At 69.1% G+C, this 3,698-nt stretch carries 3 protein-coding genes and 1 pseudogene; 1 reads left to right on the top strand and 3 read right to left on the bottom strand.

Going from position 1 to position 3,698, the window contains the following annotated elements:
- From IRZ30_RS16360 to IRZ30_RS16370, 3 genes and pseudogenes are all read right to left on the bottom strand, one after another.
- Positions 1–1,338 (bottom strand): annotated as a pseudogene (locus tag IRZ30_RS16360) (hypothetical protein); the annotation flags it as partial.
- A gap of 473 nt (positions 1,339–1,811) precedes the next feature.
- Positions 1,812–2,012 carry a hypothetical protein gene (locus IRZ30_RS16365; protein ID WP_294086697.1) on the bottom strand — a complete coding sequence of 67 codons (201 nt, stop codon included), beginning with the start codon at positions 2,010–2,012 and terminating at the stop codon, positions 1,812–1,814.
- Between the two features lie 13 nt (positions 2,013–2,025).
- On the bottom strand, positions 2,026–2,262 hold the full coding sequence (locus IRZ30_RS16370) for a glutaredoxin family protein (protein WP_294086700.1): 237 nt from the start codon (positions 2,260–2,262) through the stop codon (positions 2,026–2,028).
- Between the two features lie 276 nt (positions 2,263–2,538).
- Between IRZ30_RS16370 and IRZ30_RS16375 the strand changes: the two genes are divergently transcribed.
- Positions 2,539–3,522, top strand: coding sequence for a gluconeogenesis factor YvcK family protein (locus IRZ30_RS16375; RefSeq protein ID WP_294086703.1), 984 nt, complete (start codon positions 2,539–2,541; stop codon positions 3,520–3,522).
- Positions 3,523–3,698 lie beyond the last annotated feature (176 nt).

Consider the following 3,698-nt stretch of genomic DNA (forward strand, 5'->3'; position numbering starts at 1 on the left):
CGGGAAGAGCCCGGCGGGAGTCGCTACCAGGTCGCGGCCAAGGACGAGGCCGCTGACGATCGTTTCCCGGGGCGGGTCGCTGGTCGAGAGCACGGTGGTACTGGTTTGCCACTGCACGCCGTCCGCCAGAGGCAGCGACGGGAGATAGCGGACCGGCGGCCAGTAGACTACCGACTCCAGCAGGCGGCCGGAATCATCCACCCGATCGTGCCCGTGGAGCGTCAGCCCATCCGGGCCAACCGACCAGTAGGTCACAAAGCGCCCGTTCCAGCCCGACTCGCTGCGGGTGATCAACGTCGATCCGGCCGTGAAGGAGTCCGAGGTGCCGGCGATCCGCCACTCGGTGTCCATGCCCATCGTCGTCGCATAGGTCCAGGTCCGACCCTGGACCATGCCGTACCCCACGAGATCGCCCGTGGACGTGGTGGGGGGCGTGGCCGCGTAGCGCCAGCGCCAGTAGTGCAGCCCGATATTCCCCATCTCCACCTGCCACCCGGCTGGGTTGTCCGGCGTGTAGGTGAGCACGCGGCGCTCGAAGGGCTGCACCAGTACCCAGCGCTCGACGCCCGCCACCTGCACCCGCGTCCAGAACGGGTCGGCGATCGGATAGCCGAGGACGAACAGCCAGTCGAACAGCGGATCGGCCATGGCGAATCCGCCGTCGCTCGCCACCAGCCCGGGCTGGGTCATGAACTCCCAGAAGGCGACCGGGATGTTGTACCCCACCGGCGTGCCCCAGGGACCGGTGTAGGTGATGTAGCGGGTGAAGCGCGCCTTGGGGTCCTGGACGGCCCCGTCGTACGTGCTGGGGCCGTCTGGCAGCAGCGCCATCGTCGCGGCTTCGCCGGTGCGGTCCGGCTGGCTCTGGTCGACGACCGCCTGCAGGTCACGATACGTCGGGAACGTGTTTGTGGGGTCGCCGGCCACCGGCACCTCCGCCGCGGGCCCGTTGAGGAACGTCGCGTCGCCGATCTGCACGCGCCCGCTGATCAGCTCGCGGGTCAGCAGGCCGCTGGTGACGTACCAGGGGCTGGTCTGGTCACCCTGCGGGTTCGTCAACTCCATGCGCCCCTTGTCGAAGTACTGCACCCGGCGCGCACCACCCGGCGCGTCGACGTAGCGCTCGGTGACGACGGCGTCGAGCGGCGCCGGCCCCCAAAGCCAGGAGCGCGTGACCGCCGAGGTAGCGACCGGCCGGTCGGTCCGTTCCCAGAGACGAGCGAAGGCAGGCTCACCGATGGCGGGCGTATCCGGCGCAGCGCGCACGCCGACCGGGGTACCGGCCATGCCGGCCAGGAGCAGGGTGAGGATGATCGCGACACGGAGGGAATTGGACACGACCGGACTCCGACCCTGGACCGCGGCGCCTGCCACACATTGCAGGTACGCCCCGCTGTGCGGCGTCACCCATCGGGACGATATGCGCTCGCAGGCTAACGGTACGGGGTGACGCAGACGACGAACAGAGTCTAACAGGTCCGGTGCCCTGTGTGTCCTAATGTCGCGCGGGTCGTGAGTTTGCTGACCTGAGGTAGCTGTGGTCGGGGATTGCGGCGGTGGCTCCCCAGCTCCTGCGGCGCGGGATCCTCACACCACCCATCCTGGGCACGCACCGCGGCGCGGGATCCGTCACGCCACCCACTCCCCGGCCACGTGCCGGCCGCGCCGGGTTCCGCTCACCACCCGGTCGGCTTCGGCCCCAGCCCGCTTATGAACGTTGAGGAATGAGCCTGGTATCCCCGTCAGCAGCCCGCGACCCCACGCGGGTCACGCTGTGCGGCGCCGAGGGCAGTCCATCCGGGCAGCAGGCACTAGTGGAAGTGGTTGTGGCCACCGCCCGCAGTCAGGTAGAGGATCGCGATCGCCACGGCCACGACGATGATGACGACCATCGCCGTCCGCGGGATCTCCTCCTCCTCATCCTCACCCTGCTCTTCGTGCCCTGCGTGGCCCACGAGGTCCAGGTCCTCCGGGATGGTCTCGTGCAGCGGCTGGTCCGACTTCTCGGACATAGGCTCCCTCGAATCAGGTCAGGCCCAGCAGGCGGTCGAGCCGCGCCTTGTCGAAGCCGATGACGACGTGCTCGCCATCGATCAGCGTCGTCGGCGTCAGGTACGAGCCCAGCTCCAACAGCTCCCGGAGCGCGTCCGAATCCTCGGTGATGTCGCGCACCGTATAGGTGATGCCGCGTCGAGATAGATACTCCATCTCCTGACGGCAGGCCCGTCACCCAGGCTGGGAAAAGATGACGACCGTATGCATAGCGGCTCTCATCTCCAGCGCACGCCGCGAACTACCGGTGGTCGACCGCACTGTACCGCAGGATCCCCACCACGTCCACGCGATGCGCCCCCTGACCGTATCGTTCATCTTCGTGCATCGTGCGGTACGATGAAGGTACAGGGGAGAGGGAAGGTCACGGTCCCGGGAGTGACGGGGGTCGTTGCCCGCGTGGCGGGCTTACGGCGACCGCCACCGGCAGGGTGCGGCGGACCGATCCGCGCGGGCCGGCACCCGGACGGATTGCGAGGGGCGGGCATGCGCCAGCGAATCGACGAGCGCATCGTGACGATCGGGGGTGGCACCGGCTCCTACACCATGCTGTCGGAGCTGCGCAAGGTTGCCACCAACCTGTGGGCCATCGTCACCATGATGGACTCGGGCGGATCCTCGCGCCGGCTGATCGACGAGTTCGGCCGCCCGTTGCCGCTGGGAGACCTGCGCCAGGCGCTCGTGGCCCTCTCGCGCGCCAGCGCGCTCTGGCGCGAGCTGTTCAACTACCGCTTCCCCGAGTTCCCCGACGCCACCACGCAGGGCGTCGGCGGCCACGCGCTCGGCAACCTGATCCTCCACGCACTACAGGACCTGAACGACGGCGACCTGCTCGGCGCCATCGAGGACGCCGAGGAGCTGCTCCGCACGAACGGCCACGTCATCCCGGTCACGCTCGATCAGTCCACGCTCTGCGCCGAGTTGAGCGACGGGACCGTCATCCGTGGCGAAGCGGCCATCGACCGCCCCGAGGGCCGGCCGGTGCTCCCGATCCGGCGGATCTTCCTCGACCCGCCGGTGCGCGCGACGCTGCGGGCGCGCAAGGCTCTGGAGCGGGCCGACAAGATCCTGATCGGCCCCGGCGACCTCTACACCAGCGTGCTCCCCTGTCTCCTCGTTGAGGGCGTGGCCGAGGCGATCCGCGCGAGTGACGGCGAGGTGATCTACATCTGCAACGTGATGACCAAGCACGGTGAGACCGACGGCTTCGCGGCATCCGACTTCGTGCGGGAGGTCCATCGCTACCTCGGACGCCGGGTCGACGCCGTCGTCGTCAACACCGGCGACTACCCACCCGAGCTGCTCGCCCGCTATGCGGCCGAACGGGCGGAACCGGTGCGACCCGATCTCGACGCGGTGCGGGCGCTGGTGCCCCGTGTCCTGACCGGCCCCGTCGCGCAAACCGAACGGCTGATCCGCCACGACGCCGAGCGCGTCATCCTGACGATCTGGCCCGAACTGGCCGCATAACGGCGCCGTTCTGGCCGGCAGCGCCGGTACCATCGCGGCACGTCACGGCAGCGCGTGATGTGGATCCTCATCATGGACCACTGACGGCACCGATTCCGCGCGCTACGCTATCCTGACGGTGCGTGAGCCGTCGCCGTGCCCCAGGGGCACGGCACGAGCCCGAGGAGGTGTGCGTT

Origin of the sequence: Sphaerobacter sp. (assembly GCF_019683595.1) — a bacterium.
Classification (GTDB): Bacteria; Chloroflexota; Chloroflexia; order Thermomicrobiales; family Thermomicrobiaceae; genus Sphaerobacter.